Annotated in this window: 19 protein-coding genes; 13 read left to right on the top strand and 6 right to left on the bottom strand. The window is 55.4% G+C overall.

Annotation, left to right across the window (positions count from 1 at the left end):
• The first annotated feature begins 114 nt into the window (after positions 1 to 114).
• Positions 115 to 1,125, top strand: coding sequence for an alcohol dehydrogenase AdhP (adhP, locus tag ACOTWU_RS11945; RefSeq protein ID WP_047056829.1), 1,011 nt, complete (start codon positions 115 to 117; stop codon positions 1,123 to 1,125).
• Positions 1,126 to 1,164: 39 nt separating this feature from the next.
• Here the strand turns inward: adhP and ACOTWU_RS11940 are convergent, their stop codons facing one another.
• The gene (locus tag ACOTWU_RS11940; protein ID WP_015570482.1) at positions 1,165 to 1,674 is read right to left on the bottom strand and encodes an RrF2 family transcriptional regulator; all 510 of its coding nucleotides are present in this window, start codon (positions 1,672 to 1,674) and stop codon (positions 1,165 to 1,167) included.
• A gap of 130 nt (positions 1,675 to 1,804) precedes the next feature.
• Between ACOTWU_RS11940 and ACOTWU_RS11935 the strand changes: the two genes are divergently transcribed.
• Positions 1,805 to 3,007: an NAD(P)/FAD-dependent oxidoreductase gene (locus ACOTWU_RS11935; protein WP_047056831.1), complete on the top strand. Its 1,203-nt coding sequence runs from the start codon at positions 1,805 to 1,807 to the stop codon at positions 3,005 to 3,007.
• 39 nt (positions 3,008 to 3,046) lie between these two features.
• Here ACOTWU_RS11935 and araJ read toward each other — a convergent pair whose 3' ends face one another.
• Positions 3,047 to 4,222 (bottom strand): MFS transporter AraJ, encoded by a 1,176-nt coding sequence (gene araJ, locus ACOTWU_RS11930; protein WP_047056832.1) that lies wholly within the window; start codon positions 4,220 to 4,222, stop codon positions 3,047 to 3,049.
• A gap of 160 nt (positions 4,223 to 4,382) precedes the next feature.
• Here araJ and ppk2 point away from each other — a divergent pair, with 160 nt between their 5' ends.
• The 3 genes from ppk2 to ACOTWU_RS11915 all read left to right on the top strand — a co-directional run bounded on the left by ppk2 (position 4,383) and on the right by ACOTWU_RS11915 (position 5,814).
• Positions 4,383 to 5,201, top strand: coding sequence for a polyphosphate kinase 2 (gene ppk2 / locus ACOTWU_RS11925; RefSeq protein WP_045329877.1), 819 nt, complete (start codon positions 4,383 to 4,385; stop codon positions 5,199 to 5,201).
• A 101-nt stretch (positions 5,202 to 5,302) separates the two neighbouring features.
• Positions 5,303 to 5,491 (top strand): hypothetical protein, encoded by a 189-nt coding sequence (locus ACOTWU_RS11920; protein ID WP_017382306.1) that lies wholly within the window; start codon positions 5,303 to 5,305, stop codon positions 5,489 to 5,491.
• A complete protein-coding gene (locus ACOTWU_RS11915) occupies positions 5,491 to 5,814 on the top strand; it encodes a CcdB family protein (RefSeq protein WP_017382305.1) in 324 nt (107 codons plus the stop codon). The genes ACOTWU_RS11920 and ACOTWU_RS11915 overlap by 1 nt, the downstream gene beginning before the upstream one ends.
• 51 nt (positions 5,815 to 5,865) lie before the next feature.
• On the opposite strand, the gene fdnI is transcribed toward ACOTWU_RS11915, so the two are convergent.
• From fdnI to fdnG, 3 genes are read right to left on the bottom strand one after another with little or no spacing between them, the layout of a single operon-like run.
• Positions 5,866 to 6,522 carry a formate dehydrogenase-N subunit gamma gene (gene fdnI, locus ACOTWU_RS11910; RefSeq protein WP_032102982.1) on the bottom strand — a complete coding sequence of 219 codons (657 nt, stop codon included), beginning with the start codon at positions 6,520 to 6,522 and terminating at the stop codon, positions 5,866 to 5,868.
• Positions 6,515 to 7,399, bottom strand: a complete 885-nt coding sequence (gene fdxH / locus ACOTWU_RS11905) for a formate dehydrogenase subunit beta (protein ID WP_015570476.1) — start codon at positions 7,397 to 7,399, stop codon at positions 6,515 to 6,517. Before fdxH ends, fdnI begins: the two co-directional genes overlap by 8 nt.
• An 11-nt stretch (positions 7,400 to 7,410) precedes the next feature.
• The gene (gene fdnG / locus ACOTWU_RS11900) at positions 7,411 to 10,458 is read right to left on the bottom strand and encodes a formate dehydrogenase-N subunit alpha (RefSeq protein ID WP_096152361.1); all 3,048 of its coding nucleotides are present in this window, start codon (positions 10,456 to 10,458) and stop codon (positions 7,411 to 7,413) included.
• A gap of 220 nt (positions 10,459 to 10,678) precedes the next feature.
• Here fdnG and yddG point away from each other — a divergent pair, with 220 nt between their 5' ends.
• Positions 10,679 to 11,557, top strand: coding sequence for an aromatic amino acid DMT transporter YddG (gene yddG, locus ACOTWU_RS11895; protein WP_032102980.1), 879 nt, complete (start codon positions 10,679 to 10,681; stop codon positions 11,555 to 11,557).
• A gap of 626 nt (positions 11,558 to 12,183) precedes the next feature.
• Positions 12,184 to 13,257 (top strand): porin OmpC, encoded by a 1,074-nt coding sequence (ompC, locus tag ACOTWU_RS11890; protein WP_017382300.1) that lies wholly within the window; start codon positions 12,184 to 12,186, stop codon positions 13,255 to 13,257.
• Positions 13,258 to 13,302: 45 nt separating this feature from the next.
• Here ompC and ACOTWU_RS11885 read toward each other — a convergent pair whose 3' ends face one another.
• Positions 13,303 to 14,793: an MFS transporter gene (locus ACOTWU_RS11885; RefSeq protein WP_045911762.1), complete on the bottom strand. Its 1,491-nt coding sequence runs from the start codon at positions 14,791 to 14,793 to the stop codon at positions 13,303 to 13,305.
• A 116-nt stretch (positions 14,794 to 14,909) separates the two neighbouring features.
• Between ACOTWU_RS11885 and ACOTWU_RS11880 the strand changes: the two genes are divergently transcribed.
• The 6 genes from ACOTWU_RS11880 to narI all read left to right on the top strand — a co-directional run bounded on the left by ACOTWU_RS11880 (position 14,910) and on the right by narI (position 23,802).
• Positions 14,910 to 15,485: a TetR family transcriptional regulator gene (locus tag ACOTWU_RS11880; protein WP_045338669.1), complete on the top strand. Its 576-nt coding sequence runs from the start codon at positions 14,910 to 14,912 to the stop codon at positions 15,483 to 15,485.
• Positions 15,486 to 15,695: 210 nt separating this feature from the next.
• Positions 15,696 to 17,081, top strand: coding sequence for a NarK family nitrate/nitrite MFS transporter (locus ACOTWU_RS11875; RefSeq protein ID WP_003857034.1), 1,386 nt, complete (start codon positions 15,696 to 15,698; stop codon positions 17,079 to 17,081).
• Positions 17,082 to 17,148: 67 nt separating this feature from the next.
• Positions 17,149 to 20,889: a nitrate reductase subunit alpha gene (locus tag ACOTWU_RS11870; protein WP_110292936.1), complete on the top strand. Its 3,741-nt coding sequence runs from the start codon at positions 17,149 to 17,151 to the stop codon at positions 20,887 to 20,889.
• Positions 20,886 to 22,430, top strand: a complete 1,545-nt coding sequence (narH, locus tag ACOTWU_RS11865; RefSeq protein ID WP_220719538.1) for a nitrate reductase subunit beta — start codon at positions 20,886 to 20,888, stop codon at positions 22,428 to 22,430. Before ACOTWU_RS11870 ends, narH begins: the two co-directional genes overlap by 4 nt.
• Positions 22,430 to 23,125, top strand: coding sequence for a nitrate reductase molybdenum cofactor assembly chaperone (gene narW / locus ACOTWU_RS11860; protein ID WP_126498553.1), 696 nt, complete (start codon positions 22,430 to 22,432; stop codon positions 23,123 to 23,125). The genes narH and narW overlap by 1 nt, the downstream gene beginning before the upstream one ends.
• The gene (narI, locus tag ACOTWU_RS11855; protein WP_047365083.1) at positions 23,122 to 23,802 is read left to right on the top strand and encodes a respiratory nitrate reductase subunit gamma; all 681 of its coding nucleotides are present in this window, start codon (positions 23,122 to 23,124) and stop codon (positions 23,800 to 23,802) included. Before narW ends, narI begins: the two co-directional genes overlap by 4 nt.
• Positions 23,803 to 23,855 lie beyond the last annotated feature (53 nt).

The raw sequence follows: 23,855 nt of genomic DNA, 5'->3' as shown, positions 1-23,855 counted from the left end.
TGCATCAAATAATGACATTATGTTGCGGTTGCCTTGCATTACAGCGCCAAAGTATTAATCCTTAATGGGTAATCAGACCTGCTATGCAGATACTCATCATGAAAGGAGAAACACATGAAGGCTGCTGTTGTCACTCAGGATCATCAGGTTAATGTCACAGAAAAAACCTTACGCGCGCTCAAACATGGTGAAGCGCTGCTGAAGATGGAGTGCTGTGGCGTTTGCCATACCGATCTCCATGTTAAGAATGGCGATTTTGGCGACAAAACCGGGGTGATCCTCGGCCACGAAGGGATTGGTATCGTCAAAGAGATTGGTCCTGGCGTCACGTCACTAAAAGTAGGCGATCGTGCAAGCGTGGCGTGGTTCTTCGAAGGCTGTGGCCACTGTGAATATTGTAATACCGGCAACGAAACGCTGTGCCGTGACGTGAAAAACGCGGGTTACTCCGTTGACGGCGGCATGGCGGAAGAGTGCATCGTAACCGCGGATTACGCGGTTAAAGTTCCGGACGGACTGGACTCTGCGGCGGCCAGCAGCATCACCTGCGCCGGGGTCACCACCTACAAAGCGGTAAAAGTCTCTGACATCAAACCCGGCCAGTGGATTGCGATCTATGGCCTGGGCGGTCTGGGCAACCTCGCGCTGCAATACGCCAAAAATGTCTTCAATGCGAAGGTTATCGCCATTGACGTGAATGACGAGCAGCTGAAGCTCGCTGCCAGCATAGGCGCAGACTTAACCGTGAACTCCCGCAGTGAAGATGCGGCAAAAGTGATTCAGGAAAAAACCGGCGGTGCGCATGCGGCGGTGGTGACGGCGGTAGCGAAAGCGGCCTTCAACTCTGCCGTTGACGCAGTTCGCGCCGGTGGCCGCGTGGTGGCTGTTGGCCTGCCGCCGGAAGCGATGAGCCTGGATATTCCACGTCTGGTCCTGGATGGGATTCAGGTAGTGGGTTCCCTGGTGGGTACCCGTCAGGATCTGCTCGAAGCCTTCCAGTTTGCGGCTGAAGGTAAGGTGAAACCGAAAGTTACAATGCGCCCACTGGAAGATATCAACGCCATCTTCAAAGAAATGGAACAGGGCCAGATCCGTGGCCGTATGGTGATTGATTTACGTTCTTAACCGCGGTGGCCGGGTAGCGGCTCTGCCCTGCCCGGCTTTTCACGTGGACGAACGGCGATCGGAAATCCATTCCTGAACCTCGATCTGGAACGTGTCCGGCGCTTTTCGATACATCTTCCGCGCCAGATCCAGGATGGTATGGCGCCCTAACTCCTCTTCCATCCGCTGCTGCGCGCTGTCCATGACCGAGCGCACCCCACACGGGCCGTCACAGACCCAGGCAGGTGGCGTTTCATCAAACACCGCCAGGCGCTGACGCACTTCCCGACACTCAAACATATTCTTCTCGCCGTCAATGGCATGCGCCACGTCCAGCACGCTGATCAGCTCTGCCGGACGCGCCAGCCGGAAGCCTCCCCCTTTACCCTCGGTGCTGATGACCAGCCCCGCGCGTGATAAACGGGTGAAGATTTTTCCAAGATAGTCGTACGGCACGCCCTGCAAGGCCGCCATCTCCCGGACGCTCATCTCACGTTCATTGCCTTTTGCATCCACCATACACATCAGGCTATGAATGCCATATTCCACACCAGAACTGTAAAACGCCATGGCTCACTCCGGGTCATTGTTCGCTGCATTATAACGATTTTTAACTCAGAAAGAAGTTGTCGCAGTTAACTCCGACAAGTATAGTGGCAGTTATGTCAGACATACAGCCTGACGCACTAAAGGATCGAGTATGAAAAAGCAGATTTTAATTGTGGGTAGTGGGTTTTCCGGTATGTGGGCTGCGGTCAGCGCCGCGCGCCTTTCTGCTCTGGAGGGTAACAATAGCCTGAGCATTGCCGTGCTGGCCCCTGTTGCGGAGCTACGCGTTCGCCCACGCTTTTATGAAGAGAACGTGTCGACGATGGTCGCGCCGCTAACCGAACTGTTTGCTGAGCTGGGTATCGCCTTTATTGCGGGCGAAGCACAACGTATTGATAGCTCGTCTAAAACCGTTTTGTATCGCGATTCAAACGGCGCGATTGCTGACGTCGCCTGGGAACGTCTGATCCTCGCAACCGGTAGCCAGACTAAACTTCCTCCTGTTGCCGGTCTGGCTGAATACGCCTTTGATATCGACCAACTCGACTCCGCCAGATTATTCGAGCAGCATCTTGATTCGCTGGTTTCGCGCCCCTCCACCCCGGAGCGTAATACCGTGGTCGTGTGTGGCGGCGGCTTTACCGGCATCGAACTGGCAACGGAACTCCCTGCCCGACTCCGTACTCGCTTCGGCGCTGATACAAAGACTAAAGTAATCGTAGTTGAAAGAGGTGTAACCATCGGCGGGCGTTATAGCGAGGCGCTGCGTAACACAATTGAAGAAGCAAGCAACGCGCTGGGCGTTGAATGGCGTTTAAACAGTGAAATTGAAGCCATCGATGCCAGCGGCGTAACGCTGAAAAACGGAGAGCGCATTGCCAGCGCCACTGTAGTGTGGACGGCAGGGGTAGAAGCTAACCCCCTCAGCCTGCAAATTGACGGGGAACGCGATACTCAGGGACGGCTGATCGTCAACGACACGTTGCAGGTTCCTGCGCATCCGGAGGTTTACGCGACGGGTGATATGGCGCACGCCAAAACGGACGATGCGGGCAACACGGCGCTGATGACCTGCCAGCACGCGATCCAGCTGGGGAAATTCGCCGGACACAACGCGGCGGCCAGCCTGTTAAATCTGGAGCCGTACCCTTATCGTCAGGTGAACTACGTCACCTGTCTGGATTTAGGTGGCTGGGGCGCGGTATACACCGAGGGCTGGGAACAGCGCGTTAAATCCGTGCGCGAGGAAGGCAAAAAGATCAAAGTCGCCATCACCAACGAACTGATTTACCCGCCAGCAGCAGACAAAGCGGTCGCTTTTGCCGCCGCTGACCCGCTGGCGAAATTCGTTTAGTCCCCTCCTGCGCCCGCGACCAGCGGGCAAAGTGTGGAATCAGGCCAGCGCAGCTGCGTTGGCCTGACGCTTTTTGGCACATAAATAACCATACATCAGCAGAGAGGTCATCGCAGAGAAGGATAAAATCGCTGCCGGAAGCGTGACATAGCTCCAGCTAAAGCCGAGCGTAATCATCAATCCACCGAAATAGGCGCCAATTGCGCTGCCGAGGTTAAACGCCATTTGCCCGCCTGCGGCCCCCAGCATCTCGCCGCCTTTCGCATTTTGCAGCAGCAAAATTTGCAGCGGCGCAGAGAGCGCAAACAGCCCGGCGCAGCAGACAAATCCCATTACCAGTGAAGCTGTTTTAAGCTCGCCAAAGGCAAACAACGCCAGCAGCGAAGCCACAATCACCAGGTCGGTGGTGGCAGCAATGCGCAGCGGGCTAAAGCGTGACGACAGCTTGCCGCTGAAGACATTTCCCAGCACCATGCCCAGCCCCATCAGCATCATGATCGCGGTCATGACGCCCTCAGAAAAGCCTGACACGTTGACCATAAACGGCTTCACGAAGCTAAACCAGGCAAACACCCCGGCATTGCCAAACATCGTAGCGGCAAAAATCAGCCACGGTTCCGGTTTCTTCAGGAAGTGGAATTGTTCTGCCAGCCGGGTGGTTGTCGTGTCGTGAATGTCAGGCACCCACAGCAGAACAGACAGGATCACCAGCGCGTCAAAGACCGCAATCAAAAAGAAGGTGTAACGCCAGTTAAATTCATGTCCCAGCCACGTCCCGAGCGGCACGCCAAGCAGGTTGGCAACGGTCATCCCGGCAATCATCCCGGCCACAGCGACCGTCACTTTACCCGGCGGCGCGATTTTTGACAGGATTATCGCCCCCACTCCGAAAATCGCGCCATGCGGGAAACCAGAGATTAAGCGCCCCGCCGCCAGTCCCACGTAGGAGTCAGAGAAGGTAAAGAGCGCGTTACCGACGACGCACATCGCCACCAGAAACAGCAGCGTTGTTTTCAGCGAAAATTTGCTGGAGAACAGCGCCACAATCGGCGCGCCGATCACCACGCCAAAAGCGTAAAACGAAATCATATTTCCGGCGGAGGGAATCGAAATGCCCGTATCATGAGCCAGCTCGGTCAGCACGCCCATAATGCCAAACTCAGCCATCCCCAGGCCAAAGGTACCCAGTGCTAACGAAAAAATTGTCTTTTTCATACCGCGACCACTGTTAAAAAAATGCAGCGTGCATTATTGATTAAACTTGTATGGTGAACCAGTTCAAATCAGATTTCTGACACATTAATCCATTCATTCAGGCCGATTACACTCTTAGTACGGCCTCGATCCCGCGACCGGATACAAAGGGAGACCCACCATGGTCAGTAAGAAGAAAACCCGTGTTGTTGATGATGTCGTTAAAAACGCGCCGCTCAAAACCAAAGCGTACGAGCAAGAGCTTCGCCGCCTCCATGTTGAACTGGTTAAGCTCCAGCAATGGGTGGTCGCCAAAGGGTTAAAGGTCTGTATTGTTTTTGAAGGGCGAGACGGCGCCGGTAAAGGCGGCGCTATCAAAGCCATCACCGAACGCGTCAGCCCCCGGGTGTTTCGCGTTGTTGCGTTACCGGCCCCCACCGATAAAGAGAAAAGTCAGCTCTATTTTCAGCGTTACGTTCCCCATCTGCCCTCTGCCGGGGAAATCGTTATTTTTGACCGCAGCTGGTACAACCGTGCGGGCGTGGAAAGAGTCATGGGTTTCTGTACCGAAGAGCAGGCCGAAAAATTTCTTGATGGAACGCCGGTAATGGAAAAAGCGATGGTCGATGCCGGGATCATTTTGTTGAAATACTGGCTTGAAGTAACGCCAAAAGAGCAGGAGCGACGCCTGCGCGATCGCATCAATGATGGTCGCAAGATCTGGAAGCTGTCTCCAATGGATATTAAATCTTTCAATCTGTGGGATGAATATACCCTCGCCCGCGACGCGATGTTTAAAGCGACCGACACCGCCTGGGCGCCGTGGTTTGTGGCGCGCTCAGAAGATAAAAAAAGGGTGCGGCTGAATATTATTTCGCATCTGCTTTCCCAGATCCCCTATAAAGAAATTCACGTAGACAAGGTGGATTTACCGAAACGCAAGATCGGCAAAGTGAAGCCTACAAAATATCCCTTCCGGTATATTGCAGAGCAATTTTGATATTACTGGAAGACGGCTCGCATAATGTAGATTACCAGGGGAAACAGTATTGTTTTTTGTTGGCTGCGGTTGATAATGACCGCACCAACAAAGGAGAAAACATGAAACCGAACCGCACAGAAAGATGTGTTACAACAAAGCCTTTTACGGGGAAAAAGCCTCGCCCACTCTCTACAACAGCAGAGCACAAGCGACAGCATCAACAGGATCAGGGATTTATTAAAGCGATGAATGAATTAACGGCCAAAGCAGGGCTATTATCGGATGACCCTTATTTTGGAGGGCTTTGATGTGTTTTCAGTTTGACGTTTATCGCAACCCATCAGACAGAACGCGTGAATATCAGCCCTATTTTATGATTATTCAGCACGATTTTTATGACGACTTATCAACGAGACTTATTGTACCGTTAAGCTATCACAATCATTTAAGAGGACATTCAAACGCTGCAACGCCACTGGTGAACATTGAATTCCAGACATATTTTCTTAATACAGCCAACATCACACACGTGGAGACAAAGAAACTTAATAATAAGAATTATGTATGTAATCTGCGCAGTGCAAGAAGTAGTGTTCTTGCAGGAATTGATGCGTTAATTACCAATACGTAGCTCAGAGCCGCGCAAGTGCAGCGCCGCCGGACAATGCCGACGGCGCGAGGTTTACTTCAACCCTTCCGAACTCTCTTTTTGCGCTTCAAGACGCTCAACGTCCCGATACCAGCGCGGATGGTGTTTTTGCGCCCAGCGGCGGCTCACCTTCCCTTCAATCATGCCTTTAATCGATCCTTTCACCCAGAAGGCCATATACATATGGATCAGGATGGCGTGGATCAGAATAATGGCCGAGGTCGCGTGGATCAGCAGTGCGTAGCGCACCACCTGGATCGGGAAATATTGGGCAAAATACGGACGCCAGATAATCACTCCGGTTACCAGCAGCACGAAAATCATGCTCATGATGGTCCAGAACATCATCTTCTGCCCGGCGTTGTATTTGCCCACCTTCGCGACTTTATGCTCGTTGCCTTTCAGAACCTCAACAATCCCTTTAATCCAGGGAATATCCTGCTTGTCAGGGATGTTGTGATGAACGAAACGCACGAACATAAACATCAGCACCACGAAAATCAGCACGCCGAAGAACGGATGCAGAATGCGCCCCATCTGCGGTGTCCCGAAGGTTTCCGTGAGCCACTGTAGCGTCGGGAAAAAGAACGAAATGCCGGATACCGCCACCAGGAAGAAGCAGATGACCACCGTCCAGTGACAGGCGCGATCGACAAATTTTGTGCGCACTATCATTTTCGACTTATTCATGATGCTCCTCCTCGTCGTCATCCACCTCTTTATTCGGCCCGATACCGATGTAGTGATAAATCAGCCCGGCAAAGGTGGCGATAAAGCCCGCTGCTGAGAGCGGCTTAAGCGCCCCTTTCCACAGGTTGATTGAGGTATCGATCGCCGGATCTTTCGGCAGATTGTGATACAGCTCCGGCTGGTCATTGTGGTGCAGAACATACATGACGTGCGTACCGCCGACACCCTGCGGGTTATAAATCCCGGCCTTGTCATAGCCGCGCGCTTTGAGCTTATCCACCCGCTGCTGTGCCACGTCCAGCATCTCTTTTTTGGTACCGAAGTGGATCGCCCCGGTAGGACAGGTCTTCACGCAGGCAGGCTCCTGGCCGACGCTGACGCGATCGACGCACAGCGTGCATTTATAGACCCGGTTATCCTCTTTATTGAGGCGCGGGATATTAAACGGACAGCCCGCAATACAGTAACCGCAGCCGATGCAGTTATCCTGCTGGAAGTCGACGATCCCGTTGGCGTACTGAATGATTGCCCCGGCAGACGGGCATGCCTTCAGGCAGCCGGGATCTTCACAGTGCATACAGCCGTCTTTACGGATCAGCCACTCCAGCTTGCCGTTCTGGTCGGTTTCGCTAAAGCGCATCACCGTCCAGGACTTGGCGCTCAGATCAGCAGGATTGTCATAGACCCCAACGCAGTGCCCCACCTCGTCGCGAATATCGTTCCACTCCGAGCAGGCCACCTGGCAGGCCTTACAGCCCACGCAGGAGGAGACATCGATCAGCTTGGCGACTTCTGCCTTGTAATCCCGCGCACGAGGCGCGGGCGTTATCGGGTTGGTCGCGGAGCGTTTAATAATGTCTTGTGTTTCCATCGCCATTTAATCGCTCCTTACGCTTTCTCGATGTTGACCAGAAACGCTTTATACTCCGGCGTTTGCGAGTTGGAATCGCCGACGTTTGGCGTCAGGGTATTGGCGATGTAGCCTTTCTGCGCTACACCTTCAAAGCCCCAGTGCAGCGGTATACCGACGGTTTCCACCTGCTGGCCATGCACGTTCAGCGTTTGCAGACGACGGGTGACCACCGCCACCGCGCGAATAAAGCCGCGCTTGCTGCTGACCTTCACGCGATCGCCGTTGGCAATGCCTTTCGCCTTCGCCAGCGTTTCGCTTATCTCCACAAACTGTTCCGGCTGCGCGATGGCGTTAAGCCGCGCGTGCTTGGTCCAGGTATGGAAATGCTCGGTCAGGCGGTAGGTGGTGCCGACATACGGGAACTTGTCCTTTTTACCTAAACGCAGCACGTCGTCTTCATAGATGCGTACCACCGGACTGGAGACCACATTCGGGTGCAGCGGGTTAGTGCCGAGCGGCGTTTCCATCGGCTCGTAGTGTTCCGGGAACGGCCCTTCCGCCAGTTTGTCGATAGCAAACAGACGTCCCAGCCCTTCCGGCTGCATGATAAACGGCCCGGTGTTGCTGCCCGGCGCGGCGGTGTTGAAGTCCGGGATATCGTTCCCCGTCCACTTCGTGCCGTTCCACTCGATCAGCATGCGTTTCGGATCCCACGGCTTACCGTTCACGTCTGCGGAGGCACGGTTGTACAGTACGCGGCGGTTCAACGGCCACGCCCATGCCCAGCCCAGGGTATTGCCCAGGCCTGACGGATCGGCGTTATCGCGATTGGCCATCTGGTTACCCTGCTCCGTCCAGCTGCCGGTGTAGATCCAGCAGGAAGAGGCCGTGGTACCGTCGTCACGCAACAGCGCGAAGCTATTGAGCAGCTGTCCTTTCTTCGCCACCAGATTGCCGTTGGCATCGTACAGGTCGGCCAGCGCCACGCCGTTGTTCTCTTTTGCCACCTCTTCGGACTCAGGATGATCCGGCTGCTTGTAGTTCCAGCTCATCTTCAGCAGCGGCTCAGCGCCTTTGCCGCCTTCTGCGCGGTACATCTCGCGCAGACGATGGTAAATCCCGGCCAGAATTTCGCCGTCATTACGCGCTTCGCCCGGCGCATCCTGACCTTTCCAGTGCCACTGTAGCCAGCGGCCAGAGTTGGCAATTGAACCGTCCTCTTCCGCAAAGCAGGTCGACGGCAGGCGGAACACCTCGGTCTGAATCGCTGCCGGATCGACATCGTTTGATTCACCGTGGTTCTGCCAGAACGTAGACGTTTCGGTGACCAGCGGATCGATAACCACCATGTACTTCAGCTTGCTCAGGCTGCGAACGACTTTGTTTTTATCCGGGAATGACGCTACCGGGTTAAAGCCCTGGCAGATGTAACCCGTGACGTCGCCCTTATCCATCATGTTGAAATACTTGATGACATCGTAAGCCTGGTCCCATTTCGGCAACCACTCAAAGCCCCAGTCATTCTCTTTCTGCGCCGCGTCGCCGTAGAACGATTTCATCAGACTGACGGCAAACTTCGGATAGTTACTCCAGTAGTTCACCTGGTCCGGACGCGTCGCTTTTGGCGTGTTGGCGTCAAGCCAGCTTTGCCAGTCGGTCTGCTTCTCGGACGGCAGGGTCAGGTAACCCGGCAGGCTGGTCGACAGCAGGCCGAGGTCGGTTAAGCCCTGAATGTTAGAGTGCCCGCGCAGGGCGTTCACGCCGCCACCGGCCATCCCCATGTTGCCGAGCAGCAGCTGGATCATCGCCATGGTACGGATGTTCTGCGCGCCCACGGTATGCTGCGTCCAGCCCAGCGCGTACAGGAATGTAGTGGTTCTGTCGGCGGCACTGGTGGAAGCCAGCACTTCACATACTTTCAGGAAGTCCGCTTTCGGCGTACCGCAGATGTTTTCCACCACGTCCGGCGTATAGCGGGAAACGTGCTGTTTCAGCAAGTTCCACACGCAGCGCGGATCGCTCAGGGTCTCATCGCGTTTCGCGTAGCCGTTTTCGTCGAACTGATAGTTCCAGGATGATTTATCGTACTGACGTTTCTCTGCGTCATAGCCGCTGAAGAGGCCATCTTCGAAGGCGAAATCTTCCCTTACCAGCAGGCCGGCATTGGTGTAATGCTTAACGTATTCCGCGTTAATCTTATTGTTTTCGATCAGGTACAACAGCACGCCGGACAGGAACGTGATGTCCGTACCGGAGCGGATCGGCGCATAGATATCAGCCACCGATGCCGTACGCGTAAAGCGTGGATCGACGACAATCAGCGTCGCATCGTTGTTGTTTTTCGCTTCCATCGCCCAGCGGAATCCCACCGGATGGGCTTCAGCGGCGTTACCGCCCATTACCACCACGACGTTAGCGTTTTTAATATCAACCCAGTGGTTGGTCATCGCACCGCGACCAAATGTTGGAGCAAGACTTGCTACCGTTGGTCCGTGTCAGACGCGCGCCTGGTTATCAACCGCCAGCATGCCGAGGGAGCGCACAAATTTTTGCGTCAGCATGCCGGTCTCATTACTTGCCGCAGAGGCACACAGCATCCCGGTGGAGGTCCAGCGGTTTACCGTGATGCCCTGCTCGTTCTTCTCAATAAAGTTGGCGTCGCGATCCGCTTTCATCAGTTTTGCAATTCGGGAGAAGGCTTCGTCCCAGGAGATACGCTGCCAATTGTCAGAGCCCGGCGCACGATATTCCGGGTAGCGCAGACGGTTTTCACTGTGGACGTAGTCCAGCAGCCCCGCCCCTTTCGGGCAAAGCGCCCCGCGGCTCACCGGATGGTCCGGGTCCCCTTCAATATGATAAATCGCTTCTTTGGCGTTCTTTGCGCCATCACCCAGGCTATACATTAATAGCCCACAACCCACGGAGCAGTATGTGCAGGTGTTACGGATCTCTTTCGCGCGCAGCAGTTTATAGTTGCGTGCCTGAGCCAGCGCCATTTTGGGAGCGAATCCCAGCATTGCGGCTGTTGTTCCGGCCATACCGCCCGCGCAGATTTTAAAAAATTGTCTGCGGCTGACGTCCATTGCTGTCCTCGTTATCTGATAAGACTTCGCGCCGCAAACTAACAGCAAAGCCCCTGTTTTTTTTGCGTCAAATCAAGGTCGTCAGACTTCGCCCCCTTAATAGTCACTGCCGGTACGATTTGCTAATCCTTTCGGGTTAACAGGCTCTTTGAAAATTCGCCAGGTGTAGCAAATAGATGCTATAAGTTTTCCCTTTGATTTTTAGAAGACTGGCAGGGTAATGGACAGAAAAAGAGCAACGCTGACAGGCCTGGCGGCCATATTGTTGTGGAGCACCATGGTGGGTCTCATCCGCAGCGTCAGTGAAGGACTGGGCCCGGTGGGCGGCGCGGCGATGATTTACACCGTCAGCGGGCTGTTGTGTCTGGTGACGGTGGGTTTTCCCGATCTTCGGCGTTTTTCCACGCGCTATCTCATTGCGGGCAGCATCCTGTTTGTCAGCTATGAGATGTGCCTGGCCCTGTCGCTGGGGTATGCCGCGACGCGCTCACAGGCGATTGAAGTCGGTATGGTCAATTATCTGTGGCCAAGCCTGACGATTGCGTTCGCGATTTTGTTCAACGGGCAAAAAACCACCCTGTGGGTGATCCCTGGGCTTCTCATCTCGCTGTTGGGTGTGTGCTGGGTTTTAGGTGGCGAAAACGGTCTGCAACTGAATGACATCATGCAGAACGTCGTTTCCAGTCCGCTAAGTTATGGGCTGGCGTTTGCTGGCGCTTTTATCTGGGCCGCCTACTGCACCGTCACCAGCAAGTATGCCAAAGGGCAAAATGGCATTACCCTTTTCGTCCTGCTGACCGCTCTGAGTCTGTGGGTCAAATATGCCGTCAGCGATCAGCCCGAAATGGTGTTCAGCGTCCCGGTTGTGGTGAAGCTATTGATGTGTGGGGTTGCGCTTGGCTTTGGCTACGCCGCCTGGAATATCGGTATTCTTCACGGTAACGTCACGGTGCTTGCGGCTGTCTCTTATTTCACGCCAGTTCTTTCCGCCGCACTGGCGGCTATTCTGTTGAGTTCTCCGCTTTCACTCTCATTCTGGCAAGGGGCATTGATGGTGTGCGCCGGATCGTTACTGTGCTGGTATGCCACCCGCAAATAGCATTTTTATTTTTGCCGGGTACCGAATATGCCCGGCAAAATATTAACAATATTTTAATATGTGATCACACCCTCGAATATAATTCGTAACATTAGAGAGTAATTAAATTTCTGTATAGAGTGCTGTCAGAAAGCCAGAGTTGTTGTGGAAATTGACATAAACTGACAACGCAGGTAATTAATTCAGCGCCAAATTTCCCGCGCTATATAGCACAAAGTGCAATAGTTTATTTCTGAATATTTCTCTTAAAAAACAGGTTCTGGTTTCCCGAGAAATCTATAATCAACTGTTTTAAAAAAGTTTATCCTGCCACATGCTTTGACATTCCCTGCCAAACCCTTTTAATCCCACCAAAAAACTAAAACGTCCGACAACTATTCACAGCCATATGATCTTGATTAGTTAATAATCACTTTATGTCTATATATTAACCTGATTGGCCGATTTAAGGGCAATTTATCCGATCAGGATCACACTAATTGAAATTATCTTTAATATTTTGAAACTTATTATTGAAAGCAGTCTACGGAATTTTAAAAATAGTCTGCCATTGACGATAGGCCTCGTTTAAAAATCGCTCAGGTGGCTTAGGAAATACCTAAATAAAATTATAAGGATTATTTAAGATGAAACTTAAATTAGTTGCAGTGGCAGTGACTTCCATGTTGGCAGCTGGCGTTGTTAACGCGGCTGAAGTTTTTAACAAAGACGGTAACAAACTGGATCTGTACGGCAAAGTTACTGGTCTGCACTATTTTTCTGATGATGCTGGTAGCGACGGCGACAAAACGTATGTTCGTCTGGGCTTCAAAGGTGAAACTCAGATCAACGATCAGCTGACCGGATACGGTCAGTGGGAATATGAGTTCAAGGGCAATCGCTCTGAAGCTCAAGGTTCCGACGGCAACAAAACCCGTCTGGCGTACGCTGGTCTGAAATTCGATGAATTCGGTTCCTTCGACTACGGTCGTAACTACGGTGTGGCTTATGACATCGGCGCATGGACTGACGTTCTGCCAGAGTTCGGTGGCGATACCTGGACGCAGACTGACGGCTTCATGACCGGCCGTACCACTGGCGTTGCAACCTACCGTAACACCGACTTCTTTGGTCTGGTTGACGGCCTGAACGTGGCTGCTCAGTACCAGGGTAAAAACGACCGTGACGATATCACCGAATCCAACGGTGACGGCTGGGGTCTGTCTTCTACCTATGAATTCGACGGCTTCGGTGTGGGTGCGACCTACGCGAAATCTGACCGTACCGACCGTCAGGTTCGTGCTGCAAGCAACCTGAACGCCGGTGGCGAAAACGCAGAAGTCTGGGCTGCTGGCCTGAAGTACGATGCGAACAACATCTACCTGGCAACCACCTACTCTGAAACCCGCAACATGACGGCGTTCGGTAACGGTCACGTTGCCAACAAAGCGCAGAACTTCGAAGTTGTGGCTCAGTACCAGTTCGACTTCGGTCTGCGTCCGTCCATCGCTTACCTGAAATCCAAAGGTAAAGACATCGGTTCTTATGGCGACCAGGACCTGGTTGAATACGTTGACGTTGGCGCGAGCTACTACTTCAACAAAAACATGTCCACCTATGTTGATTACAAAATCAACCTCGTGGATGACAGCCAGTTCACCAAAGATGCCAAAGTGGCTACCGACAACATCGTAGCTGTAGGTCTGACCTACCAGTTCTAAGATCTGTTAGTTCAAAAGGCCAGCCCTCGCGGCTGGCCTTTTTTATTACTGCTGCCCTCCGACCTTCGCCAGACTAAACCAGATCCCGACCGCCAGAATCAGCAGCATGCCTCCCGCACTGCCCAGGGCCACGCTGTGCGAGGTGATGAACGCGGTTTTCGCCGCCTTCATCACCGGCTCGGCCAGAGACGGCGACAGCTCCTGCGCCACCTTCATCGCTTCACCGATGGACGACGAGGCTTTATCTGTCAGCGACGCGCTCAGCCCTTGCGGCAGTACAATAGACGCCGAAAAGCTGCGGGTTAACAGCAGACCGAAAATGGCGATCCCCAGACCAGCACCCAGCTCGTAGGACATGGTTTCGATCGCGCCTGCGGCGGCCGCTTTCTCTTTCGGCGCGGCAGCCATGATCGCTGACGTCGATGCCAGCAGTGCGCTGGCGGCACTGAAGCCCAGCAGCACCATCAGGCTCCACGCCTGCCACTGTTGGGTGCTGAAATCGAGCGTCGACAGGCCGATAAAACTGACCGCGCTAAGCCCCATGCCTCCGGCCGCGACAATGCGCAGCCCCAGACGCCCGACCAGCACACCCGCGATCGGCCCGCTAAATCCGCTCGCCACCATCACCGGCAGCATGAATATCCCTGCTTCAAACGGCGTAAAACCATGCACGAACTGCAACTCCTGCGCCATCAGCAGTTCAAAGCCCACCAGCGCAATCATGGCGGTCATCGCCATGACCACGCCGCTTAAAATAATGCGATGGCAAAACAGACGCATGTCGATCATCGGCACGCGCGCGCGCAGCTGGATACGGACGAAGATAAACAGCATCACCGCCCCGGTAAGCAGCGTACAGGCCACCATCCACGGCGACAGCACCCCTTTCAGGGCGATTTTGGCGCTATAGACCAGCAGTAAAATCGCCACAATCAGCATAATGGCATGGCTGATATTGAGCGGCTGCTCGGGCCGCCCCTGCTGAGCAGGCACCAGGCGCGCAGCAAGCGAAACCACGATCAGCACGATCGGCACGTTAATCAGGAACACCGACCCCCAGTAAAAGTGCTCCAGCAGCATGCCGCCAATCAGCGGGCCAAACGCCGCGCCGCCCGACCCAACGGCAGCCCAGACGCCGAGGGCGATATTACGGTGCCGCACGTCAATAAACAGGGTGCGGATCCCTGCAAGCGTAGCCGGAATGATCATCGCCGCGCCAATCGCCAGCGACGCGCGGGCGGCAATCAGCCAGCCCGCGGACGGCGCAAAAGCCGCCGCTAACGATGACAGGCCAAACAGCACGCTGCCGATCATCAGCAGGCGCTTAAAACCTATGCGATCGCCCAGCGCGCCCATCGGCAGCACCATTCCCGCCATCACCAGCGAGTAAATATCAATAATCCACAGCAATTCGTTGCCGCTGGCACCCAGCGTCATGCTCAATGTTGGCGCCGCCACGTGCAGCACCGTCGCGTCAATCGCCACCGGGATATACACCAGCACGATAATCACTAACGCTAACCACTGACGAAACATAAATTTCCTTTTCAGTTAAAAACTGGACACATGTCCAGAATGCGATCCTACGTAAAGTTGAACACTTGTCCAGCTCTTTGTTACACTCGTTTCGTTGCCATTGAGAGTGAGAAATTATGCGTTATCTGAGCAAGGACGAGCGGCGGGAAGAGATCCTCCAGGCCGCGATGCGCGTGGCGCTGACCGAAGGATTCGCTGCGATGACCGTGCGCCGCATCGCCACCGAAGCGGGCGTCGCCACCGGGCAGGTGCATCACCACTTTGCGTCGGCGGGCGAGCTTAAGTCGCTGGCGTTTGTCCGGCTGATCCGCGATTTGCTGGATGCTGAAATCGTTGGCGAAAACGCCGGCTGGCGCGAGCGCCTGCATGCCATGCTCGGCAGCGATGACGGCGGGTTTGAGCCCTACATTCGACTGTGGCGGGAGGCACAAATTCTCGCCAGCCGGGATAGCGATATCAAAGGCGCCTACGTTTTGACTATGGAGATGTGGCACCAGGAAACGGTCGCGATTATCCGCGCTGGGGCGGAGGCCAACGCCTTTACGCTTGCTGACCAGCCGGAAAATATCGCCTGGCGTTTAATTGGTCTGGTATGTGGCCTGGATGGCATATACGTATTAAATATGCCTGAAATGGACGACGCGGCATTTAATAAGCATCTGGATAAGCTTATTTCCCTCGAATTGTATTAATACTCCCATCGGGGTATTAATTTCCGCAAATAGTTACAATTAGTAACACATAAAGCGAACCCTGATTCCCATTCCAAACTCAGGGATTCGCTTTTTTATCTATCCTTTCAGATGTATCCCATAACATCCAAAAATTTCTACAAACTGCCGAAAGGTATCTTTCTGTTTTCACTTCTTTTTTCTCTCCATTTGGGTAAGCAAGAGGGTGATATGTCACATCAAAGCGAGAAGAGTAATCAGCATCTGTTGAGTAACTGGAAACCGGAAAACGCGCAATTTTGGGAGAATAAAGGGAAACATATCGCACGTAGAAACCTGTGGATTTCCGTGGCGTGTTTGCTTCTCGCGTTTTGTGTATGGATGTTGTTTAGCGCTATTGCGGTAAATCTTAATAAGGTCGGATTTAATTTCAGCACCGATCAGCTTTTTATGCTAACGGCATTACCTTCTCTTTCCGGCGCGATATTGCGTGTCCCCTACTCTTTTATGGTGCCGATATTTGGCGGACGTTATTGGACCGTGTTAAGTACCGTTATCCTGGTCGTACCCTGTGTCTGGCTTGGGATCGCCATCCAGAATACCGCCACGCCTTACTGGGTCTTTATCATCATCGCACTGCTGTGCGGTTTTGCCGGCGCCAACTTCGCTTCCAGCATGGGAAACATCAGCTTCTTCTTCCCGAAAGCCAGACAGGGCAGCGCGCTGGGCATTAACGGCGGGCTGGGTAACCTGGGCGTGAGCGTGATGCAGCTGGTTGCGCCGCTGGTGATTTTTCTGCCGATGTTTACCTTCCTCGGCGTTCACGGCGTCCCCCAGGAGGATGGCTCGACGATGTGGCTGGCGAACGCGGCGTGGATCTGGGCCCCGCTGCTGATTCTTGCTACCCTTGCGGCGTTTTTTGGCATGAACGACATCGCCAGCTCGAAAGCGTCCATTGCCAGCCAGCTTCCGGTGCTTAAGCGCTTTCACCTCTGGCTGCTGAGCCTGCTTTATCTGGCAACCTTCGGCTCGTTTATCGGTTTCTCGGCAGGCTTTGCTATGCTGTCGAAAACCCAGTTTCCGGACGTAAATATCCTCCACCTCGCCTTCTTTGGCCCGCTGATCGGCGCTCTGGCGCGTTCGGCTGGCGGAATGATTTCAGACAGGCTGGGCGGCGTACGGGTGACGCTGATCAACTTCGTCTTTATGGCCATCTTTAGCGCCCTGATTTTCCTGACGCTCCCCGGGTCTGGTTCAGGCAGTTTTATCGCCTTCTATCTGGTCTTTATGGGCCTGTTCCTCACCGCAGGCCTGGGCAGCGGCTCGACCTTCCAGATGATCGCGATTATCTTTCGCCAAATCACCCTCGACCGCGTGAAAAAACAGGGCGGGAGCGACGAACAGGCACAGCATGAAGCGGTGACCGAAACGGCTGCCGCGCTGGGCTTTATCTCTGCCATCGGTGCGGTAGGCGGGTTCTTTATTCCCAAAGCCTTTGGCACATCCCTGGCGATGACCGGTTCCCCGGTGGGCGCCATGAAAGTCTTCCTCGTGTTTTACATCGTCTGCGTGCTCGTCACCTGGCTGGTGTACGGCCGCAAATCCTCACAAAAATAATAACTACCTCTTCGCCGGAGCGTGATGTCTCACCCTCCGGCCATGCTATCGAAGCAGGAGAAATGTCATGAGCAAACTGTTGGACCGCTTCCGTTACTTCAAAACAAAAGGCGACAGTTTCGCCGATGGGCACGGGCAGGTGTACCACACCAACCGCGACTGGGAGGACAGCTACCGTCAGCGCTGGCAGTTCGACAAAATTGTGCGATCCACCCACGGCGTTAACTGCACCGGCTCCTGTAGCTGGAAAATTTATGTCAAAAATGGCCTGGTAACCTGGGAAACCCAGCAGACCGACTACCCGCGCACCCGCCCTGACCTGCCTAACCACGAACCTCGCGGCTGCCCGCGTGGCGCAAGCTACTCCTGGTATCTCTACAGCGCCAACCGTCTCAAGTACCCGCTGGTACGCCGCAGGCTGATCGAACTCTGGCGCGAGGCGCTGGCGCAGCATACCGATCCGGTGCTGGCCTGGGATGCCATTCAGAACGATCCGCAGAAAGCGCAGAGCTACAGGAAAGCGCGCGGAAAAGGCGGTTTTATCCGCTCAAACTGGAAAGAGCTTAACCAGCTGATTGCTGCCGCCAACGTCTGGACCATCAAAAACTACGGCCCGGATCGGGTAGCCGGTTTTTCCCCAATTCCGGCGATGTCGATGGTCTCTTATGCCGCCGGTACGCGCTATCTCTCCCTGCTCGGCGGCACCTGCCTGAGCTTCTATGACTGGTATTGCGATCTGCCTCCGGCGTCGCCGATGACCTGGGGCGAACAGACCGACGTGCCGGAATCGGCGGACTGGTACAACTCCAGCTATATCATTGCCTGGGGCTCGAACGTGCCGCAGACGCGCACCCCGGACGCCCACTTCTTTACCGAAGTGCGTTACAAGGGCACCAAGACCGTCGCCATTACGCCGGACTTCTCGGAGGTGGCGAAGCTCAGCGACCAGTGGCTGGCCCCCAAACAGGGTACCGACAGCGCCCTTGCCATGGCGATGGGCCATGTGATCCTTAAAGAGTTCCACCTTGATAATCCGAGTGATTACTTCCTTAACTATTGCCGCCGCTACACCGACATGCCGATGCTGGTCCTGCTGGATGAACAGGCTGACGGTCGCGTGGTGCCGGGCCGCATGCTGCGCGCGTCGGATCTGGCCGACGGGCTGGGTGAAACCAATAATCCGGAGTGGAAAACCATCGCCTTTGACGTGGCCGGAAATCTGGTGGCGCCGAATGGTTCCATCGGCTTCCGCTGGGGTGAAAAAGGCAAATGGAACCTGGAGTCGCTGGCTGCGGGACAGGAAACCGAGCTGACGCTTTCCCTGCTCATCACCCACGACAGCGTGGCAGACGTGGCCTTCCCTTACTTCGGGGGCAACGAGAATCCGCATTTCCGCAGCGTGAAGCAGGAGCCGGTGCTGACGCGCCGCGTACCGAGTAAAACTCTGACGCTGGCCGACGGCAGCCAGAGACGCGTGGTTAGCGTGTACGATCTGGTGCTCGCAAACTACGGCCTCGATCGCGGTCTGGAAGACAGTAACGCGGCGACAAACTACGCCGAGATAAAAGCCTATACCCCGGCCTGGGGCGAACAAATTACCGGCGTCCCCGCTTATCTGATAGAAAAAATCGCCCGTGAATTTGCCGACACGGCGCACAAAACTCACGGTCGTTCGATGATCATCCTCGGGGCCGGTGTGAACCACTGGTACCACATGGACATGAACTACCGCGGGATGATCAACATGCTGGTCTTCTGCGGCTGCGTCGGGCAGAGCGGCGGCGGCTGGTCGCACTATGTCGGCCAGGAAAAGCTGCGCCCGCAAACCGGCTGGCTGCCGCTGGCCTTCGCGCTGGACTGGAACCGTCCGCCGCGCCAGATGAACAGCACATCGTACTTCTACAACCACGCCAGCCAGTGGCGCTATGAGAAGCTCACCGCACAGGAACTGCTTTCTCCCCTTGCAGACGCATCGAAGTTTACCGGACACCTGATCGATTTCAACGTGCGCGCCGAGCGCATGGGCTGGCTGCCGTCGGCCCCTCAGCTCAACCTTAATCCGCTGCACGTGAAAGCCCGCGCCGACGCCGCCGGGATGTCGCCGCAGGACTATACCGTGCAGGCGTTAAAATCAGGTGATATTCGCTTCGCCTGTGAACAGCCCGACAACGGCAAGAACCACCCGCGCAATCTGTTCGTCTGGCGCTCGAACCTGCTCGGCTCGTCCGGGAAAGGCCATGAGTACATGCTGAAATATCTGCTTGGCACCGAAAGCGGTATTCAGGGTGAGGATTTAGGCTCAACGGACGACGTGAAACCTGAAGAGGTGGAATGGCAAACCGCCGCCATTGAGGGCAAGCTGGATCTGCTGGTGACGCTCGATTTCCGTATGTCCAGCACCTGCCTGTTCTCGGATATCGTCCTGCCCACCGCCACCTGGTATGAAAAAGACGATATGAATACCTCGGACATGCATCCGTTTATTCACCCGCTTTCCGCAGCCGTTGACCCGGCGTGGGAGTCCCGCAGCGACTGGGAGATTTACAAGGGCATCGCCAAAGTCTTCTCTGAAGTGTGCGTCGGACATCTCGGCACCGAAACTGACGTGGTGCTACAGCCGCTTCAGCATGACTCCCCGGGGGAGCTGTCGCAGCCTTTTGATATTCTGGACTGGCGCAAAGGCGAATGCGATCTGATCCCCGGCAAAACGGCACCGAACATCGCCGTGGTCGAGCGTAACTACCCGGAAACCTACGAGCGCTTTACGGCCCTTGGGCCGCTGCTGGACAAGCTCGGTAACGGCGGAAAAGGCATATCGTGGAACACCCAGAACGAGGTCGATTTCCTCGGCAAGCTCAACTACGTCAAGCTCGACGGCCCGGCGAAAGGTCGTCCGCGCATCGAGACCGCCATTGACGCTTCAGAGGTGATCCTCGCCCTTGCGCCGGAAACCAACGGTCAGGTCGCGGTCAAAGCCTGGGAAGCCCTCGGCGAACTGACCGGACGCGATCACACTCATCTGGCGCTGAACAAAGAAGATGAGAAAATCCGCTTCCGCGATATTCAGGCGCAGCCGCGCAAAATCATCTCCAGCCCGACGTGGTCCGGCCTTGAGAGCGAGCACGTCTCCTATAACGCAGGCTATACCAACGTTCACGAGCTGATCCCGTGGCGCACGATTTCGGGCCGCCAGCAGCTGTATCAGGATCATGCCTGGATGCGCGCCTTCGGGGAGAGTCTGGTGGCCTATCGTCCACCGATTGACACCCGCAGCGTTACCCATATGCGCGAAATCCCGCCGAACGGATTCCCGGAAAAAGCGCTTAACTTCCTGACGCCGCACCAGAAATGGGGCATTCACTCCACCTACAGCGAAAACCTGCTGATGCAAACCCTGTCGCGCGGGGGGCCAATCGTCTGGATCAGCGAAACCGACGCGCGCGAGCTGGGCATTGAGGACAACGACTGGATCGAAGCCTTTAACGCCAACGGCGCCCTCACCGCCCGCGCGGTGGTCAGCCAGCGCGTGCCGCCGGGCATGACCATGATGTACCACGCTCAGGAGCGCATCCTGAACATTCCGGGGTCAGAAGTAACCGGACGGCGCGGCGGGATCCACAACTCGGTCACCCGCGTCTGCCCGAAACCGACCCACATGATCGGCGGCTACGCGCAGCTGGCGTACAGCTTCAACTATTACGGCACCGTCGGCTCGAACCGCGACGAGTTCATCATGATCCGTAAAATGAAAAACATTAACTGGCTGGACGGCGAAGGTCGGGATCAGGTACAGGAGGCGAAAAAATGAAAATACGCTCACAGGTTGGCATGGTTCTGAATCTCGATAAATGCATTGGCTGCCACACCTGCTCGGTCACCTGTAAGAACGTCTGGACCGGGCGCGAAGGGATGGAGTACGCGTGGTTTAATAACGTCGAAACCAAACCGGGTATCGGCTATCCTAAAAACTGGGAAGATCAGGATGAGTGGCAAGGCGGCTGGATCCGCGGTATTCACGGCAAGCTGACCCCGCGCCTCGGCGGCAAAATGGGCGTGCTGTCGAAGATTTTCGCTAACCCCGTCCTGCCGCAGATTGACGATTACTATGAACCCTTCACCTTCGATTACCAGGATCTGCACCGCGCGCCAGAGGGCGATCACCTCCCTACCGCCCGCCCGCGCTCGCTGATTGACGGCAAGCGAATGGATAAAATCGAATGGGGGCCCAACTGGGAAGAGCTGCTGGGCGGCGAGTTCGAAAAACGCGCCCGCGACCGCAATTTCCAGAAGATCCAGAAGGAGATGTACGGCCAGTTTGAAAACACCTTCATGATGTACCTGCCGCGCCTGTGCGAGCACTGTCTGAACCCCAGTTGCGTTGCCACCTGCCCGAGCGGTGCGATTTACAAGCGCGAAGAGGACGGCATTGTGCTGATTGACCAGGACAAATGCCGCGGCTGGCGTCTGTGCATCAGCGGCTGCCCGTACAAGAAAATCTACTTCAACTGGAAGAGCGGCAAGTCAGAGAAGTGCATCTTCTGCTACCCGCGCATTGAGTCCGGTCAGCCGACCGTCTGTTCGGAAACCTGCGTCGGGCGCATCCGCTACCTTGGCGTGCTGCTGTATGACGCGGACCGTATCGAGGAGGCAGCGAGCACCGAGCATGAAACCGATCTGTACGAGCGCCAGTGCGACGTGTTCCTTAACCCGAACGATCCGGCGGTGATTGAGGAAGCGCTGAAACAGGGTATTCCGCAGAACGTCATCGACGCGGCACAGCGTTCCCCGGTTTACAAAATGGCGATGGACTGGAAGCTTGCCCTGCCGCTGCATCCGGAATACCGCACCCTGCCGATGGTCTGGTATGTGCCGCCGCTGTCACCGATTCAGTCCTACGCGGACGCGGGTGGTTTGCCGCAGAGCGACGGCGTGCTGCCTGCTGTCGAAAGCCTGCGCATTCCGGTGCAGTACCTGGCAAACATGCTCAGCGCGGGCGATACCGGTCCGATGCTGCGTGCCCTGAAGCGCATGATGGCGATGCGCCACTACAAGCGTTCCCAGACCGTGGAAGGCGTGACCGACACCCGCGCCATCGAAGAGGTCGGCCTGACGGAAGAACAAGTAGAAGAGATGTATCGCTACCTGGCGATTGCCAACTACGAAGACCGCTTCGTGATCCCGACCAGCCACCGCGAAATGGCGCGCGACGCCTTCCCGGAGAAAAACGGCTGCGGCTTCACCTTTGGCGACGGCTGCCACGGTTCCGACACCAAATTCAACCTCTTCAACAGCAGCCGCATCGACGCGATCAACATCACCGAAGTGCGCGATCACGGGGAGGGAGAGTAATGCAAATCCTCAAAATCATCGCGCTGCTCATTGAGTATCCCGATGAGCTGCTGTGGGAAAACCGTGACGAAGCGCTTTCCCTGGTGGAACAGGACGCGCCCATGCTGCTGCCGTTTGCGCAGCAGCACCTGAGCGCCCCGCTGCTGGATAAGCAGGCCGAATGGTGCGAAGTGTTTGAACGCGGGCGCGCAACCTCGCTACTGCTGTTCGAACACGTTCACGCCGAGTCCCGCGATCGCGGTCAGGCGATGGTCGATTTGATGAGCCAGTATGAGAAAGCCGGCCTTCAGCTTGACTGCCGCGAGCTGCCGGACTATCTGCCGCTCTATCTGGAATATCTCAGTATCATCAGCGATGACGAGGCGCGTGAAGGGCTGCAAAACGTCGCGCCGATCCTGGCGCTGATTGGTGGCCGCCTGAAACAGCGTGAGGTAGCGCATTACCAGCTATTTGACGCCCTGCTGACGCTGGCCGGAACGCGCCTTTCCAGCGACAGCGTGGCGAAACAGGTGTCCGGTGAAAAACGGGATGATACCCGTCAGGCGCTGGACGCCGTGTGGGAAGAGGAACAGGTGAAGTTTATTGAAGACAACGCCACATCGTGCGACAGCTCGCCGATGCAGCAATATCAACGACGCTTTAGCCAGGACGTCGCGCCGCAGTACGTGGACGTCAGCGCCGGAGGCCCAAAATGACACATTACCTGAACGTGTTTTTCTATGACATTTATCCGTACATCTGCGCCACCGTCTTTTTCCTCGGTAGCTGGTTGCGCTACGACTACGGGCAGTACACCTGGCGCGCCTCGTCAAGCCAGATGCTCAGCAAGCGCGGGATGAACTGGGGCTCTAACCTGTTTCATATCGGCATTCTGGGGATCTTCTTCGGGCACCTGTTCGGCATGTTAACCCCGCACTGGATGTACGCCTGGTTTTTACCCATCGCGGTTAAACAGCAGTTAGCCATGATTGCGGGGGGTATTTGCGGGGTGCTGACGCTGGTTGGCGGGTCGATGCTGCTGATCCGCCGCTTGTTCAACCAGCGGGTGCGTGCCACATCCACCACGCCGGATATTATCATCATGAGTATCCTGCTGCTTCAGTGCATCCTTGGGCTGTCGACCATTCCTTTCTCCGCCCAGTATCCTGACGGAAGCGAAATGATGAAGCTGGTCGGCTGGGCGCAGGGGATCGTGACGTTTAAGGGAGGCTCGTCAGAAATGCTGAGCGGCGTCGCACCGATCTTCCGCGTGCATCTGGTGCTGGGGATGACGATCTTCCTTATCTTCCCGTTCACCCGTCTGGTGCACGTGTGGAGCGCGCCGTTTGAGTACTTCACCCGTCGCTATCAGGTAGTGAGATCGCGCCGTTGATTTTGTCGGGTGGCGGCTTCGCCTTACCCGACCTACGTTTCAAGCCGCTGTAG

Source organism: Enterobacter cloacae complex sp. GYL001, assembly GCF_049237125.1.
Classification (GTDB): Bacteria; Pseudomonadota; Gammaproteobacteria; order Enterobacterales; family Enterobacteriaceae; genus Enterobacter; species Enterobacter hormaechei_C.
The sequence above is the reverse complement of the archived record's forward strand: the minus strand, read 5'-3'. Positions and strand labels throughout refer to the sequence as shown.